Below are 15,228 nucleotides of genomic sequence, written 5' to 3'. Positions count from 1 at the left end.
GAAGAGGATCACGGCCGGCGCATGGCATCCCCGCCTCCCAAACAGACCATGAAGGAACGGATTCTGGAGACCGCCGACAGGCTGTTCTACCTGCAGGGCATTCGTGCTATCGGCGTCGACACCATCGCCGCCGAGATCGGCATCTCCAAGCGCACGCTCTACAACCACTTCCCGTCGAAGGACGCGCTGATCTCGGCCTATCTCGAACGCCGCTTCGTGCAGCCTCGCCCGTCTGACAAACCGCCGGTCGAGCAGATCCTCGCTACCTTCGATTCACTGGAGCGGCGGTTTTCATCGCGGGATTTTCGCGGCTGTCCGTTTGTGAACGCGGTCGCCGAACTCGGTCCGGGGGACGAAGACCACAGCGTCAAAAACATCGCCATCGCCTTCAAGGAAAGCCGCCGCGTCTGGTTTCGCGACCTGCTGAAGCAGCTCGGCGTCGCCGATGCCGAGGGGCTTGCGACCCAACTCGTGCTGCTGGTCGATGGCTCGATCGCGCAGGACCTGGTGCGCGACGACCCCGCGATGGCGCGGGCTGCCAAGCAAGCTGCGCGGGTGTTGCTGGCAAACGCCGGGGTCGACATCGGCGATTCCGGCCTTGCCGACAAGCCGAAGGTCGCGGCGAAGAACCGCGGCGGCTGAATCTGGTTGCGTCCCGAGCACCCGTTTGGTTGGTAGCGTTGACGACGCGTGGCGTGATCCCCAACTGGATATTCCGTCAGGCGAGATTGTCGACGACCGCGCGAATGCGCGGCACATGAGGGGAGCGACCATGGAAGATCTGAAGGTGACCGCGACCGGCTACGACTTTGCGCCGGCGCGCGCAGCCATGCAGCGCTATATCGACAACAATCTTCTGTCCGGCATCTCGTCGGCGGTCATGGTAGGCCGCGAACTCGTCGACGTGAGCTGCGTGGGCTGGGCCGACAAGGAAGCGCAGATTCCATTGCGCACCGATCACATCTTCCGGGTCTTCTCCAACACCAAGCTGATCGCCTCCTGTGCGGCGCTGTTGCTGTTCGAGGAAGGCCGCTTCCAGCTCGACGATCCCATCGAGGCGTTCATCCCTCAGCTCGGCGACCGCAAGGTCTTGCGATCCGGCGCAACCTCACTCGATGACACCGAACCGGCGCGAACTTCGATCACCATCCGTCATCTGCTCAGCCACAGCGCCGGTCTCAGCTACGGCTTGTTCGATCCGGGCACACCGATCTTCAAGGCCTACAACGAGCGCAAGATGCTCAATCCGATGACGACGCTGGCCGACATGGTCGACCAGTTGGCGGATCTGCCGCTCGTCTTCCACCCCGGAACGTCCTGGGAATATTCGGTTGCGATCGACGTTGTCGCGCGTCTGGTCGAGGTCATCAGCGGCCAGCCCTTCGACAGGTTCATCAAGGCGCGGATCCTCGATCCGCTCGGCATGGTCGATACCGGCTTCTTCGTTCCGGAGAAGGATCACGACCGGCTGGTCGCCTATTACGCCGGCGCCGATTTGATGGACCCAATGAAGCCGGGGCTGACACGGACCGACGACTCACCCTATCCGGGCGCCTACCTGCGGCCCGTGCCGCGCTTCAACGGCGGCGGCGGTCTGGTGTCCACCCTGCCCGACATGGTCGCGTTGGTCCGCAGCCTGCTGCCCGGCAGATCGACGCTGCTCAAGCCGGAGACCATCGCGCAAGTGATGACCAACCAGCTTGCGCCGGGACAATGGATCCGCTTCGCGATGATGGGCGAGCAGCCGGGCAAGGCTTTTGGCCTCGCCGGCGGCCTGATCCTCAATCCCGCCTCGCCGCTCGACCACCCCGATGCTGCGGGCGAACTCTATTGGGGCGGCGTTGCGGGCACGCAGTGGTGGATTTCGCCGAAGGCCAATGTTGCCGGCGTGATGATGGCACAGCGGCAGATGGCGTTCGTCCATCCGTTCTCGTTCGAGTTCAAGCGGATGGCCTACGACGCCGTGAGGCGCGGGAGGTAGGAGTATTTGGTCGCCCGGATGGAGCGCAGCGCAATCCGGGAGTCTCGTGCAGACGGCAAATTCCCGGATTGCGCTTCGCTGCATTCGGGCTACGCGATCGCCCTAAGCCGCCGCCGAGACCACGCGGTTGCGGCCGTCGTGCTTGGCGCGATAGAGCGCGGTGTCGGCGCGCTTGAGCACGTCGGTGACGGATTCGCCCTTGCGCTCCAACGTGGTGAGGCCGATCGAGATCGTGACCGAGATCCGCTTGCCACCCCCGTCGACAGCAAAAGGCTCGCCGGCGATCGAGCGACGCAGTCGCTCGGCGACCATGCCGGCGACATGGAGATCGGTTTCCGGCATCACGATCACGAACTCCTCACCGCCATAGCGGCAGGCGAGATCGATGCCGCGGATCGACTTGCGGATGCGGACCGCGAATTCGCGCAGCACGTCGTCACCGGCATCGTGGCCATAGGTGTCGTTGATCGCCTTGAAGTAGTCGATGTCGAGGATCATCAGCGCCAGCGGCTTGCCGCGCAGCGATGCCTGCTCCGCGAGCGTGGCGAGGTGGCTTTCCATGTAGCGGCGGTTGTTCAGGCCGGTCAGCGCGTCGGTGATCGCCATCTCGATCGAGTTCTGCACGTTGTCGCGCAGGTGATCGGTGTAGCGGCGACGGCGGATCTGGGTGCGCGCCCGCGCCAGCAGCTCGTTCTTGTCGATGGGACGCAGCAGGTAGTCGTTGACGCCGATCTCGAGGCCGCGCATCAGCCGCGTGTTGTTGTCGGCGTCGGAAATCGCGAGGATCGGGACCTGGCGAGTGCGCTCCAGCGAGCGCGCCTGGCTGCACAGGCGCAGGCCGTCAAAATTGTCGAGGCTGAGCGACACGATCAGGAGGTCGTAATTGCCCTCCGCCGCGTGAAACAGCGCGTCCGACGGATTGGTTTCGACATCGACGGTGTGCTCGGCGGCAAGCACCGGCGCCAGCTTCTCATAGGATGACGGACGGTCGTCGACCAGCAGGATACGACCGCCTATTCCCTTGTCGGCGATCGCGCTGCGCTCGGGCGCCTGCATGCCGATCTCGAGCGAGGTGACGGCCCGCATGCGCAGCTCGTCGGTCATCATCTTCAGCCGCGTCAGCGAGCGGACGCGCGCGATCAGCACGACGTCGGACACCGGCTTGGTCAGGAAATCATCGGCGCCGGCTTCCAGGCCACGCACGCGGTCGGCGGGGCTGTCCAGTGCGGTAACGATGACGACCGGAATGAAATGGGTCGCCGGATTGGATTTCAGCCGCCGGCAGACCTCGAAACCGTCCATGTCCGGCATCATGACGTCGAGCAGGATGATGTCGCATTCGGCGCGCGCGCAGATCTCCAGCGCCTCGGTCCCGTTGGAAGCGGTCAGCACGTCGAAATATTCGGCTGACAGACGGGCTTCCAACAGCTTGACGTTCGCCGGAACGTCATCGACGACGAGGATACGCGCGGACATCGAACCACTACTCCCCTATCCGATAAAGCGTCGGACAGTCTCAATGAATTTGCCGACTGAGATCGGCTTGGACAAATAGGCCTCGCAGCCACCCTCGCGGATGCGCTCTTCGTCGCCCTTCATGGCGAAGGCCGTGACCGCGACCACCGGGATCGCACGCAGATCGGGATCATCCTTGATCCAGCGCGTAACCTCGAGGCCGGAAACCTGGGGCAATTGGATATCCATCAGGATGAGGTCGGGGCGCAGCTTGCGAACGAGATCGAGAGCTTCGAACCCATTGCTGGTGCCCGAGGTCTGATAGCCGTGCGCTTCCAACAGATCGCGAAAGAGCTTCATATTGAGCTCGTTGTCCTCCACGATCAGGACGGTCTTGGCCATCCCGTCCCTCCCAAACCTAGGAAGCGGGCCCGGCTGCGGCACCTCACGCACCGCGCTCGGGACGCGTCGAAAATGTGAATTCAAACTAGCGCCAGAATCGCTCTAACCCGTTAAGCCCGAAGTCAACTCACGTAGCGTGGTTTCCGCTTGCTTGAATACGCACGGAAGACTCGGGCATGATGGGCCCCTCAATAGAGACCATAAGTTAATGGAAAGGCAAACCGGCGCGTTGAAAAAGCCTGTTCACAACCCGCGGGAAGTCGCTGAAATCGTTGCGATTAAGGCGCTGAGCTTCATCGCCGGCGATCCCGAGCGGCTGGGCCTGTTCCTGGCTGAGACGGGAATCGGTCCGGAGACGCTGCGGAATGCCGCAGCCGACCCTCAATTTCTTGCGAGCGTGCTCGATTTCGTGATGCGCGACGATGCGACCGTGAAGGCGTTCGCCGACGCGTCGGAACTGCACCCGACCAACATCGCCGCGGCCCGGCAAGCGCTGGGGGACCCGAAGTGGGAGCGCGACGTGCCGTGACCGCGGCGTCGGCCCATCTCGACGGCCCCCTCAGTTTCTGCCGAGACTGTCTCGGCGACCTCGACATCAAAGCGAAGCGGTGCAGCCATTGCGGCTCGCCGCGACTGGTGCATCACCGCGCCCTCCCCAAGCTGGCGCTCGCGCATATCGATTGCGACGCGTTCTACGCGACGGTCGAAAAGCGCGACAACCCCGAGATCGCCGACAGGCCGGTCATCATCGGCGGCGGCAAGCGCGGCGTCGTGTCGGCCGCCTGCTATATCGCCCGCACCTATGGCGTCCGCTCGGCGATGCCGATGTTCAAGGCGCTGGAACTTTGCCCGAATGCGACAGTGATCCCCCCGGATATGGCGAAATATGTCCGGGTCGGACGCGAGGTCCGCCGCGCCATGCAGGCGCTGACGCCGTTGGTCGAGCCGTTGTCGATCGACGAGGCCTTTCTCGATCTGTCGGGCACGCAGCGCGTCCACGGCATGATCCCGGCCAAGGTACTCGCCAAGTTCGCGCGCGATGTCGAACGCGACATCGGGATTACGGTGTCGGTCGGCCTGTCCAGCAACAAATTCCTGGCCAAGATCGCCTCCGATCTCGACAAGCCGCGCGGCTTTGCCGCGCTCGACCAGGACGAGGCCCGCGAGATGCTCGCGGACAGGCCGGTCGGCTTCATCTACGGCGTCGGGCCGGCGACGCAGGAAAAGCTGATCCAGCGCGGCTTCCGCATCATTGCCGACCTGCAGCGCGCCGATGAGAACGAGTTGATGAAGCAATTCGCGAGCGAAGGCCGCAGACTGTGGCGGCTGGCGCGCGGCATCGACGACCGCCGTGTGGTTCCCGATCGCGGCGCCAAGACGATCTCGAGCGAGACCACCTTCGAGACCGACATCCGCGACTTCGCAACGCTGGAAAGGTTGCTTTGGAAGCTCTCGGAGAAGGTTTCGGCGCGGCTGAAGACCAGCGAGCTCTCCGGCTGCACCATCACGTTGAAGCTGAAGACCGCGGACTTCCGCCAGCGCACCCGCTCGCAGTCGATCCAGACCCCGACGCAGCTCGCCGCCAAGATCTTTGCGGTGTCGCGCGAAATGCTGGCGAGAGAAATCGACGGCACCGCCTTCCGCCTGATGGGCACCGGCGTCAGCGCGCTGCGGCCCGGCTCGCAGGCCAACGATTCCGACATGCTCGACCGCCGCTCGGCTCATGCCGAGCGCGCCATGGACAATCTGCGCAAGAAGTTCGGCAATGCCGCCGTCATCCGGGGCATTGCCTATGAGGGGCCGGCAAAGGCGGCGGAAGAGTAGTCCGGCTCGTCATGGCCAGGCTTGACCCGGCCATCCATCTCCAAGGACTTCTCTCAAGGCCGATGGATGCGCGGGTCAAGCCCGCGCGTGACCACCATCAATCCACCACCGCCACCGCCTCGATCTCGATCAGCCATTCGGGAGCCGCGAGTGCGGTGACGCCAACGAGCGTGCTCGCCGGCGGCTCCTTGCCTTCAAAGAATACGCTGCGCGCCTTGCCGATGATCGGGCGGAGTTCGGGCTTGTAGTCGACGACGAAGGTCGTGATCTTCACGATATTGGCGTAGCTTGCACCAACGGACTTCAGCGCCAGACCGAGGTTCTGCATCACCTGCGTCGTCTGGGCGGCGAGGTCGCCGGGACCAACCACCCGTCCCTCCTCGTCGACTGACACCTGCCCCGAGATGTAGACGGTGCGCGCGCCCGAGGCGACGACAACGTGAGAATATGCCGGGTTATGGTGCAGGCCGCTGGGGCGAAGATGTTCGAGCTTGCTCATGGTGTGCCTCCCTGACACGCGTTGTGGAGGAAAGCGTATCCGGGTCCGAGACTTTCGACCAGAGAGCACGTCAGTCCGGGGCGATGCGAAGCATCGATCCCCGAATCCCAAGGTCTGGTCCTTCGGAGCATCCCGGAATGACAAATGTTACTTGCAGGGCTTGGAAGCTTTGACGTCGAACTTGTCCATCGCGCCCGAGATCACAAAGTCGTTGTAATCGAGCACCAGCGCGCGGGAGACGCCGTTCTCATAGAGTTCGAACGACATCGCATAGACCGGGGTCTGCTCGCCGTCGGTCGCCTTGGCGTCGCGGTCGTAATAGCTCACCGTCACGGGCCAGCGCGTCATCGACTTCATCACGTCGCTCGCGGTCGACGGATCGGGCGGCGTCGGTGCGTGATCGCCCGGGATCGCTTTGCCGATCACCGCCAGTGTGTTGTAGACCTTCTGGCCGTTGTCGGAGCCATCATACACGGTCAGTTCAAGCACCGACTTGCCCTCGCGCGCGGCCGCGATGATGCGCTTGATCTGCTCGGTCGGGAACACGACCTTGCCGTCGAGATCGAAGGTCTTCTTCACCGGCTGCGTCAGCTTCACCGTGATGTGGTCGCCGACCCGCTCGGCGATGCCGTCGACCGGCGCGGATTCGCCGTCATTCATGCGCGTGTCGATCTTGAAGCGGTAGGTCTTGCCGGCTGCGTCCTCCCAGGACGTCGATTTCAGATCGGAGAGCGTGACCTTGCCCTCGCCGCTATCGAGCTCGGACACTTGGCGGAATTCCGACGTGTAGCCTTCGCAGGAGCTGCCGGAGAAGTTGTAGAGGATGCGCCCACGCGCATCGCTGACCGAGTTGTTGCCGCGCGATTTGACGAGGCTGAGATCGTAGAGCGCCTGGTGCGCAAGAAACGGCCCGCTCGCGGCCGCGACGGCCGGCCCTTGGGCCCAACCGATTCCTGCGGCAACGGCGATCGTCAGTACCAGGGCACGTGACGCAGTCCGGGACGGCAGGATCATGGATTTTCCTCGAGGGGGGAATGATTCGTCACAATAGTGACGGCCTTATTGCGCCGCAACTGGGGCAAGCTTCACAAAAAGGTAACGGACGATTGCGGAAATGCCGGTTTTTTCAGTGGCTGTCCGCAGGATTTCGCACCGATCGAGAAGGAATGTTGGCAAAGTTCCACTCGCTTGCAAGCGTCCGCGCGATGGGCGAAACAAGGCGCGGCCTGAGCGCGTTTCAGGCAGCGGATCATTCCAACCAGGGACGAACAAATGGCGGGTACGGTTGAACAGAAGCTGGCGTCGCAAGGGATCACACTTCCGCAGCCCGCCTCCCCGGTGGCGAACTATGTGCCCTTCGTCCGCAGCGGAAATCTGCTGTTTGTGTCGGGCCAGGTCTGCTTCAACGCGGAAGGCAAGCTGATCGCCAAGGGTAAGGTGGGAGCCGGCGTCACCCTCGAGCAAGGCGCCGCTGCGGCGCGCGGTTGCGCAATCAATCTACTCGCGCAGGTCAAGGCCGCGCTCGGCGATCTCGACAAGGTCGTGCGCGTGGTGCGGCTCGGCGGCTTCATCAACTCCGCGCCCGACTTTCTCGATGGACCGAAGGTGCTCAACGGCGCCTCCGACCTGATGGTGGAAGCCTTCGGCGACAAAGGCCGTCATGCCCGCACCACGGTCGGCGTCGCCTCCCTGCCCGCCGATGCGGCGGTCGAGGTCGAGGGCATTTTCGAAGTCGCCTGACGCATGCGTGCACCTGATTGGCTGACCAGACGGCCGGTTGCGCATCGCGGCCTGCACGATGCCGCACGCGGTATCATCGAAAACATGCCGGCCGCGGCCGATGCCGCGATCGCAGGCAATTTCGCGATCGAATGCGACATCCAGCTCACCGCCGACGGCGAGGCGATGGTGCATCATGACGACACACTCGGCCGCCTCACCGAAGGCTCCGGCCCACTGCTGGCCAAGACCGCGGCGGAGCTGAAGGCGGTGAAGTTCAAGGATACCTCCGAGCAGATGATGACGCTCGGTGAGCTCTGCACCCTGGTCGCCGGCCGCGTGCCGCTGGTGGTCGAGGTGAAGAGCCATTTCGACGGCGACCGCAAACTGGTGCGGCGGATGGCCGAGGTGTTGTCGTCCTACTCCGGCCCGGTGGTCGGGATGTCCTTCGACCCCGATCAGGTGCTGGCGCTGCGCGAGGCCATGCCGAACCTGCCACGCGGCATCACCGCCCAACGTACCTATGACGATGGCTACTGGACCAAGCTGCGGCCGGCACAGCGCGACAGCATGCTCCATCTGCGGCACGGTTTCAGCACGCGGCCGCATTTCGTTGCCTTCTGGATCAGCCAGTTGCCTGCGCCGGCGCCCTGGATCGCCCGCAACGTCTTCGGCTGCCCGCTGCTGGCCTGGACGGTGCGGACGGCGGACCAGCGCGAGCGCGCGGCGCGCTACGCCGATCAGATGATTTTCGAGGGGTTTGTTCCGGGAACCTGACATGCCTCCTGCAGCCTTGAAGTCGTCGCTGCGATGCACGATCTTGCGGGGAGTTGGTCGTCATCTGCGATGGCGGAATGCAGGGCATGATCCGGAAATGGACCGAGCTGTTCCGGAAAGATCATGCTCAAGAGAGGCACCGGTCTTCATTCTCGATGGCGTCTTCTGAAATCACCCTCGAAGCTGTTCCAGATATCAGCGACATCCCCGCCGCTGAGTGGGACGCGTGCGCCAATCCGAAGGGTGATCCGGATAGCCTGGATACCCTCGATACGCTCGCCTCAATTAATCCCGCAGGCAACTGCGAGGGCGTTTCAAAGCCCGGCTATAACCCGTTCGTGTCCCATGCCTTTTTAGCCGCCGCGGAGGCTTCCAATTCGGCCTGCGCGCGCACCGGCTGGGGGCCGCGGCATCTCGTGGCGAAGCTCGACGGCAAGATCGTGGGCGTGGTGCCCTGTTATCTCAAATCGCACTCACAGGGCGAATACGTATTCGACCGTGGCTGGGCCGAGGCCTATCACCGCGCCGGCGGCAGCTACTATCCGAAGCTCCAGGTCTCCGTTCCCTTCACGCCTGCGACCGGGCCGCGGCTTTTGATCCGCGACGATGTCGATCGCGCGGTGATCGGCTCGGCGCTGGCGCGGGGTTTGCGGGCGCTCTGCAACGCCACCGAAGCCTCGTCCGTGCACGTGACGTTTGCCCGCGAGGACGAGGCAAAGTTCCTCGGCGAGCACGGCTTCCTGCAGCGGACCGACCAGCAGTTTCACTGGCACAATGCCGGCTTTGCGACCTTTGACGATTTCCTCGCCACGCTGAACTCGCGTCACCGCAAGGCGATCAAGCGGGAGCGCCGCGAAGCTGTCGCCGCCGGGATCACCATCCACTGGCTGACCGGTTCCGATATCACCGAGGACGCGTGGGATGCGTTCTTCGAGTTCTACATGGAGACCGGTTCGCGCAAATGGGGCCGGCCGTACCTCACCCGAAAGTTCTTCTCGTTGATCGGCGAGAGCATGAGCCGGGACGTCCTGCTCGTCATGGCCAAGCGTAACGGGCGCTGGATTGCCGGCGCGATCAACTTTATCGGCTCGGATACGCTGTTCGGCCGCAATTGGGGTGCGATCGAGCATCACCCGTTCCTGCACTTCGAGGTCTGCTATTATCAGGCGATCGATTTCGCGATCCAGCGCGGCCTCAAGATCGTGGAGGCCGGGGCGCAGGGCGAGCACAAGCTGGCGCGCGGATATCTGCCGCAGACCACCTATTCGGCGCACTTCATCGCCGATCCGGCGCTGCGCCGCGCAATCGCCGACTACCTCAAGCGCGAACGCGCCTATGTCGCCGAGGTCGGCCGCGAGCTCGCCGAGGCAGGTCCGTTCCGCAAGGCCGCCGACGACGCTTGACGTTTTGACCTCGCGCGAGACACTAAAGCCAGAACCCGAGGAGCCATCGCCATGCCCGCCGCTTACGACAACAACAACATCTTCGCAAAGATCCTGCGCGGCGAGCTGCCCTGCTACAAGGTCTATGAGGATGAGCAGGTCCTCGCATTTCTCGACATCATGCCGCGCTCGCCCGGGCACACGCTGGTGATCCCGAAGGTCCCTGCCCGCAACATCCTCGACATCAAGCCCGACGACTACGCCCATGTCGCGCGCGGCACCCACAAGATCGCGGCCGCCGCGATGAATGCGTTTGAGGCCGACGGCATCACCGTGCAGCAGTTCAACGAGTCCGCCGGCGGCCAGGTCGTATTCCATCTGCACATGCATGTGATGCCGCGCCAAAACGGCGTTGCGCTGCTGCCGCCGGCCAGCCGCAAGGAAGAGGCCAAGGTGCTCGAGGCCCACGCGGCCAAGCTGATCGCGGCGCTGAAGTAGGCTGCGCCACGCGTCAAAGTTCGTAGCCCGGAATCCGGAACTCTTCGCGCGTTGTCGCACCGCCCCCGGATTTCGCTTCGCTCCATCCGGGCTACCGCTGTCACTCGGTCTCGAAGTCTCCCGCTTGCGGCGGGGCGAGCGGGGTGAACTCGCAGCGGTCGGGCTTGACGTCGATCAGCGGGGTCTCGTCGAGGCAATCGAGGCCGCGCACCAGGATCACGTTGCCCTCGACGCCGACCAGCTTCACGGTCGAGGTCCCGATCGGATTCGGCCGCACCGGCGAGCGCAGCGAGAAGGTGCCGCGGGTGTTGCCGTTGTTCTTCGGGCTTTGCAGCACGATGTCGCGCCGCGACTGGTGCAGCCAGTACAACACTTCAAGGTTCGAGTAGAAATCGACGCCCTTGATCGCGGCGACCCAGGGCTCGAAGATTTCCAGCCGGCACACCGGGCCGTCATGCCGCCCCTGCCGCGGCGTCGCCAGCCGCGAGGTCCAGGGCGTGCGGATGCGGCCGATGAAGACGAGGCCGGCATCTCGCGCCGGCGGCATGTCGACGGCGACCTCGCCCTCGCGCAATTCCATTTCACGTACCATGTGTCAATCCAGCGATATGTTCAGCGCAGTCTCACCTCAACTCTGCGGACGCAGCGAAGGAAAGTCTGAGATACCATACCAGACACTGACCGCAATGACGCGCCGAGCGGTCCAACTCACGCCCTGTTCCTCAGCACGAAGCACGCCCCGCCCGCCTTGCGGATGCGGTTGCAGAGGCCATCCGCCTCGGGCCGCGTATCGGCGCCGATGCGCACCTGATAGAAAGTGGCGCTGCCGCGGCTGCGCAAACGCGAGCTCAACAGGCTCGGATCCTGGTCGCCGATCACTGCGGACAAGTGCTTCATGGCGCGGGCATACATCGCCAGTGCCTTGTCGCGGCTGAAGCCGGCCGCGAGCTGCACGCCCCAGACCTTGGCGGCGGACAGCGTAATGTGCTGCTCGAGCTCGGCGACGAACGGGTTCGGCGCGCGCTTCAGCAGCGCCATCAATTCGCGGCAGCTCGTGGTCGGGGCGCGATCGGGCATCTTGCCGTTGCGGCCGGCGGCGGCCCAGGTGTCGACGCTGGAGCCGGTGATCGCGAACACGTAGGCGCGCGTTTCCTGCGGCATGGAGCCGGTGCCGGCGAGCCAGTCCTGGATCCGGCGCGGCCCGGCATTATAGGCCGCCGCCGCGAGGCCGAGATTGCCGAACTGATTGCGCAGCTCGCTGAGGAATTCCGCCGACTTCGGCAGCGCCTGCACGGGATTGAAGGGATCGAGCAGCCCGCGCTCGTTTGCTGTGCCCGGCATGAACTGCGCGATGCCCTGCGCACGCTCGCCGCTGCGTGTCATCGGTCCGACCGCGTCGGCCTGGAAGCGGCTCTCCTGCCAAATCACGCGAGCGAAGAATTCGAGCGGCAGGTCGTTGGCGCGCGCCGCCGACTCGATCATCAGGCACATCGCCTCACGGGTGTCGCTCTCGCGCGCGCTCTCGGCCGGCTTCGCGGGCGGGATCGCCAGCTCCTCGACGCTCGGATGTACGTATCGCGGGGCTTCGGCCGGCGCATCCTCCGCACCGGCGCCGAGCGGTGACACCAGCATCGCAAGCAAGCCCAATCCCGCACACAGGGCCGTTCGCATCGCAACTCCGCTCCCGCAGCCTGCTGCGGCTTGACACCGCGAGCCCCTGGTCTAGCTATGGCTGACAATGATGGCGCGCAAAGGGAGCGCAAAATGGCCGCAGCTTCGGACGATCAACTCGGTTTCGCGCCCGACGACGACGCCCCGATCGGCTACATGAAGCGAACCCGCGACTATTACGCGGCGATCGGCTACACCACTCCCTATCGCTGGGCGCACTATACCTCCGCACCGTTCCAGCCGCTGGACAAGCCGCTCAGCCAGTCCCGCATCACAATCATCACGACGGCGGCGCCGTTCGATCCCGCCAGAGGCGACCAAGGCCCGGGCGCGAAATACAATGGTGGCGCCAAGTTCTATTCCGTCTATGACGGCGACACGTCGCAACAGCACGATTTGCGAATTTCCCATATCGCCTATGACCGGATGCATACCTCGGCCGAGGACAGTGGCACTTGGTTCCCGCTGCCGCAGCTCAAGCGCCTCGCAGAGGCCGGCAAGATCGGTGAGGTCGCCCCGCGCTTCTTCGGCGCGCCGACCAACCGGAGCCACCGCGTCACCATCGAGACCGACGCGCCCGAAATCCTCAAGCGCTGCCGCGCCGATCAGGTCGACGCCGCGGTGCTGGTGCCGAATTGCCCGGTGTGCCACCAGACCGTCAGCCTGGTCGCGCGGCACCTCGAGCAGAACGGCATCGCAACCGTCGTGATGGGCTGCGCGAAGGATATCGTCGAGCACGCCGCGGTGCCCCGCTTCCTGTTCTCCGACTTCCCGCTCGGCAACTCCGCCGGCAAGCCGCACGACCTGGCTTCCCAAGCCTTCACGATCGAGCTCGCGCTTCGCGTGTTGGAGTCCGCCCCTGGTCCGCAAACCACCGTGCAGTCGCCGCTGCGCTGGAGCGAGGATCATTCCTGGAAGCGCGACTACAGCAACGCCGACGCACTCAGCGCCGAAGAGCTGGCGCGCCTGCGCCGCGAGTTCGACGCGCAGAAGGAAATCGCTAAGGGCCTGCGCGAGCGGGTCGCGTAGGCCTCTGCGTTATCAGCGAGCCCTCGCCAGCGCCGGGACTGGATCGCGCGAGACCACGCCCGCACGTCCTGCATAGTGGCGCGCGAGCGCCGCGCAGGTCATCAGTTGGATCTGGTGGAACAGCATCAAGGGCAGCACGATCAGCCCGACCGATTGGCCGGCCAGCAGCACGCTCGCCATCGGCAGCCCGCTCGCCAGGCTTTTCTTCGAGCCGCAGAACATGATGGCGATGCGATCCTCGCGCGAGAAGCCGAGCAGACTGCTGCCGACATTGGTGATGAACAGCACCAGCGCGAGCAGCACCGCATCGAGGCCGAGAACGATCGCCATCTGGGTCGCGTCGACCTGATGCCAGATGCCGTGGCTCACGCCGTCGCTGAAGGCGGTGTAGACGATCAATAGGATCGAGCCGCGATCGACCAGGCCGAGCATCTCATGGTGCTTCGCAACCCAGCTTCCGATCAGCGGCCGGGAGAGCTGACCCGCGACGAACGGCAGCAGCAACTGGACAACGATATCGAACGCTGCATTGCCGGAGAACCCGCCATGGCTGGAGAAGAGGACACCCGCCAGTAGCGGGGTCGCGATGATGCCGAGCAGATTGGAGGCGGTCGCCGAGCACAGCGCCGCCGACACGTTGCCGCGCGCAATCGAGGTGAAGGCGACCGACGACTGCACGGTCGACGGCACGATGCAGATCAGGATGATGCCCGCCCACAGCGCTGGCGTCAGCAGGTGCGGCGCCAGCGCGTGGGCCGCCAGCCCGAGCAGCGGGAACAGGCCGAAGGTGGAGAGGAAGATAACCAGATGCAGGCGCCAATGCCGGGCGCCGACCAGCGCCTCCGCGGTCGACAGCCGGGCGCCGTGGAGAAAGAACAGCAGCGCGATGGCTGCATCCGTCGCGTAGGCGCCGATCACGGTCCCCTGCCCCTGCAACGGCAGCAGCGTGGCAAGGCCGACCATGCCGACGATGGCGATGATGTAGGGATCGAGATGCGCGAGTGATCGCAGCCGGCTGGTCTTCATGATGGCATTCCTTTCGTTGACTGAAAGGTGCCTATCGCGGGACCGATTGTGAACTGCGCTTACCGATGTTATGGTGATAACAATTCGTAATCACCGGCCCTGCGAATGCTCGACCCAATCCAGCTCGAAACCTTCCTCACCGTGGCGCAGACGCAAAATTTCACCGAGGCCGGTCGCCGCCTCGGCCTGAAGCAATCGACGGTGAGCCAGCACATCCGCAAGCTCGAGGCCGCGGCCGGCCGCCGGCTGTTCGTGCGCGACACCCATTCGGTCGCGCTGACCGCGGACGGCGAAGCGATGGTGGGCTTCGCACGCCCGATCCTGGAAGCGAATGCCCGCGCCCGTGATTACTTCGCGGGATCGCAGGTGCGCGGCAAGATCCGCTTCGGCGCCGCCGAGGACTTTGCCAACTCGCGCCTGCCGGACCTATTGCGCGATTTCGTCCGCCGGCACCCGCAGGTCGACCTCGAGCTGACGGTGGGGTTGAGCGCGGGGCTCTACCAGCAGCTCGACGGAGGCGAACTGGATCTCGTGCTCGGCAAGCGGCGGCCCGGCGACGCGCACGGCGAGCTTGTATGGCAGGACCGTCTGGTGTGGACCGGCGCGCCAGGGACCCGCCTCGATCCGGACCAGCCCCTGCCGCTCATCCTCTATGCGCCACCGAGCGTTAGCCGCAGCGTCGTGCTGGAGGCGATGGAGCGGTTCGGACGGCCCTGGCACATCGTCTGCTCGAGCGGCAGCCTGAGCGGGCTACGTGCCGCAGCGCTCGCCGGTCTCGGCATCACGCCGCAAGCGCAGGCGCTGATCCCTGACGGCCTCGAAGAGGTGCCGCCGTCGGGGCTGCCGCCGCTCGGCAGCGTCGAATTCGTGGTGCAGATCGCGCGTCGCGCCCGGCGCGGTCCTGCCGCCGAGCTCGCGCACGCCATCACCGAACGCGGCGGCCGGCTGCGGCCGTAGGCCCCAAG

At 64.9% G+C, this 15,228-nt stretch carries 18 protein-coding genes; 11 read left to right on the top strand and 7 right to left on the bottom strand.

Annotated elements, in window-relative coordinates:
* Positions 1–21: 21 nt before the first annotated feature.
* Positions 22–642, top strand: a complete 621-nt coding sequence (locus tag P6U30_RS16695) for a TetR/AcrR family transcriptional regulator (protein ID WP_407170012.1) — start codon at positions 22–24, stop codon at positions 640–642.
* A 130-nt stretch (positions 643–772) separates the two neighbouring features.
* Positions 773–1,981, top strand: coding sequence for a serine hydrolase domain-containing protein (locus tag P6U30_RS16690; RefSeq protein ID WP_407170011.1), 1,209 nt, complete (start codon positions 773–775; stop codon positions 1,979–1,981).
* Positions 1,982–2,083: 102 nt separating this feature from the next.
* On the opposite strand, the gene P6U30_RS16685 is transcribed toward P6U30_RS16690, so the two are convergent.
* The gene (locus P6U30_RS16685) at positions 2,084–3,457 is read right to left on the bottom strand and encodes a PleD family two-component system response regulator (protein ID WP_407170010.1); all 1,374 of its coding nucleotides are present in this window, start codon (positions 3,455–3,457) and stop codon (positions 2,084–2,086) included.
* A gap of 15 nt (positions 3,458–3,472) precedes the next feature.
* Positions 3,473–3,838: a response regulator gene (locus P6U30_RS16680; protein WP_028336390.1), complete on the bottom strand. Its 366-nt coding sequence runs from the start codon at positions 3,836–3,838 to the stop codon at positions 3,473–3,475.
* A gap of 229 nt (positions 3,839–4,067) precedes the next feature.
* Here P6U30_RS16680 and P6U30_RS16675 point away from each other — a divergent pair, with 229 nt between their 5' ends.
* Both P6U30_RS16675 and P6U30_RS16670 read left to right on the top strand, forming a co-directional pair.
* Positions 4,068–4,367 carry a DUF3572 domain-containing protein gene (locus P6U30_RS16675; RefSeq protein ID WP_407152533.1) on the top strand — a complete coding sequence of 100 codons (300 nt, stop codon included), beginning with the start codon at positions 4,068–4,070 and terminating at the stop codon, positions 4,365–4,367.
* Positions 4,346–5,662 (top strand): DNA polymerase IV, encoded by a 1,317-nt coding sequence (locus tag P6U30_RS16670; RefSeq protein ID WP_407170008.1) that lies wholly within the window; start codon positions 4,346–4,348, stop codon positions 5,660–5,662. The genes P6U30_RS16675 and P6U30_RS16670 overlap by 22 nt, the downstream gene beginning before the upstream one ends.
* A 97-nt stretch (positions 5,663–5,759) precedes the next feature.
* Here the strand turns inward: P6U30_RS16670 and P6U30_RS16665 are convergent, their stop codons facing one another.
* A complete protein-coding gene (locus P6U30_RS16665; protein ID WP_407170007.1) occupies positions 5,760–6,161 on the bottom strand; it encodes a RidA family protein in 402 nt (133 codons plus the stop codon).
* 147 nt (positions 6,162–6,308) lie between these two features.
* Positions 6,309–7,175, bottom strand: a complete 867-nt coding sequence (locus tag P6U30_RS16660) for a cell envelope integrity EipB family protein (RefSeq protein ID WP_407170006.1) — start codon at positions 7,173–7,175, stop codon at positions 6,309–6,311.
* Between the two features lie 20 nt (positions 7,176–7,195).
* Here P6U30_RS16660 and P6U30_RS16655 point away from each other — a divergent pair, with 20 nt between their 5' ends.
* The 5 genes from P6U30_RS16655 (at position 7,196) to P6U30_RS16635 (ending at position 10,537) form a co-directional block, all read left to right on the top strand.
* Complete coding sequence (locus P6U30_RS16655; protein WP_407170005.1) at positions 7,196–7,450, top strand: hypothetical protein; 255 nt, start codon at positions 7,196–7,198, stop codon at positions 7,448–7,450.
* Entirely contained in the window at positions 7,434–7,901 is a 468-nt protein-coding gene (locus tag P6U30_RS16650) for a RidA family protein (RefSeq protein WP_407152085.1), read from the top strand. Before P6U30_RS16655 ends, P6U30_RS16650 begins: the two co-directional genes overlap by 17 nt.
* A gap of 3 nt (positions 7,902–7,904) precedes the next feature.
* Complete coding sequence (locus P6U30_RS16645; RefSeq protein ID WP_407170004.1) at positions 7,905–8,657, top strand: glycerophosphodiester phosphodiesterase; 753 nt, start codon at positions 7,905–7,907, stop codon at positions 8,655–8,657.
* Positions 8,658–8,812: 155 nt separating this feature from the next.
* On the top strand, positions 8,813–10,060 hold the full coding sequence (locus P6U30_RS16640) for a GNAT family N-acetyltransferase (RefSeq protein WP_407170003.1): 1,248 nt from the start codon (positions 8,813–8,815) through the stop codon (positions 10,058–10,060).
* 51 nt (positions 10,061–10,111) lie between these two features.
* Positions 10,112–10,537, top strand: coding sequence for an HIT family protein (locus P6U30_RS16635; RefSeq protein ID WP_407170002.1), 426 nt, complete (start codon positions 10,112–10,114; stop codon positions 10,535–10,537).
* A gap of 100 nt (positions 10,538–10,637) precedes the next feature.
* On the opposite strand, the gene tsaA is transcribed toward P6U30_RS16635, so the two are convergent.
* Together tsaA and P6U30_RS16625 are read right to left on the bottom strand one after the other, a co-directional pair.
* Positions 10,638–11,129, bottom strand: coding sequence for a tRNA (N6-threonylcarbamoyladenosine(37)-N6)-methyltransferase TrmO (tsaA, locus tag P6U30_RS16630; RefSeq protein WP_280984550.1), 492 nt, complete (start codon positions 11,127–11,129; stop codon positions 10,638–10,640).
* A gap of 116 nt (positions 11,130–11,245) precedes the next feature.
* Positions 11,246–12,208 carry a transglycosylase SLT domain-containing protein gene (locus tag P6U30_RS16625; protein ID WP_407170001.1) on the bottom strand — a complete coding sequence of 321 codons (963 nt, stop codon included), beginning with the start codon at positions 12,206–12,208 and terminating at the stop codon, positions 11,246–11,248.
* Between the two features lie 93 nt (positions 12,209–12,301).
* On the opposite strand from P6U30_RS16625, the gene P6U30_RS16620 reads away from it, so the two are divergent.
* A complete protein-coding gene (locus P6U30_RS16620; RefSeq protein ID WP_407170000.1) occupies positions 12,302–13,237 on the top strand; it encodes a glycine/sarcosine/betaine reductase selenoprotein B family protein in 936 nt (311 codons plus the stop codon).
* Positions 13,238–13,249: 12 nt separating this feature from the next.
* Here P6U30_RS16620 and P6U30_RS16615 read toward each other — a convergent pair whose 3' ends face one another.
* The gene (locus P6U30_RS16615; protein ID WP_407169999.1) at positions 13,250–14,263 is read right to left on the bottom strand and encodes a bile acid:sodium symporter family protein; all 1,014 of its coding nucleotides are present in this window, start codon (positions 14,261–14,263) and stop codon (positions 13,250–13,252) included.
* A 105-nt stretch (positions 14,264–14,368) separates the two neighbouring features.
* On the opposite strand from P6U30_RS16615, the gene P6U30_RS16610 reads away from it, so the two are divergent.
* The gene (locus P6U30_RS16610; RefSeq protein WP_407169998.1) at positions 14,369–15,220 is read left to right on the top strand and encodes a LysR family transcriptional regulator; all 852 of its coding nucleotides are present in this window, start codon (positions 14,369–14,371) and stop codon (positions 15,218–15,220) included.
* The last annotated feature ends 8 nt before the right edge of the window (positions 15,221–15,228 follow it).

Source organism: Bradyrhizobium sp. ORS 111 (assembly GCF_045571485.1).
Lineage (GTDB): Bacteria > Pseudomonadota > Alphaproteobacteria > Rhizobiales > Xanthobacteraceae > Bradyrhizobium.
Note: the sequence above shows the minus strand (reverse complement) of the source record. Positions and strands in the feature narration are given on the sequence as shown.